The 227-nt window shown below is 40.5% G+C and carries 1 pseudogene; it reads left to right on the top strand.

The features are described 5' to 3' along the window. A pseudogene (locus ACG9ZB_RS17755) lies at positions 1-227 on the top strand (IS3 family transposase); the annotation flags it as partial.

The raw sequence follows: 227 nt of genomic DNA, 5'->3' as shown, positions 1-227 counted from the left end.
TGATTCATCATTCAGACAGAGGCTCACAGTATTGCTCTGAGCTATATCAATCGGCATTGCGCCATTATGGGATATGTCCTTCCATGACAGATGGAGGCCTTGCGAAACAGTGTTTCTCATACCAGAATGAATTAGCAGAGCGGATTAATGGAATATTAAAGCAGGAGTTTTTAACTACACGATGTCAAACCATGAAGGAGTTAGATCACTTAATTACGGAATCTATC

Source organism: Acinetobacter johnsonii, assembly GCF_048551975.1.
Classification (GTDB): domain Bacteria; phylum Pseudomonadota; class Gammaproteobacteria; order Pseudomonadales; family Moraxellaceae; genus Acinetobacter; species Acinetobacter johnsonii_A.
Note: the sequence above shows the minus strand (reverse complement) of the source record. Positions and strands in the feature narration are given on the sequence as shown.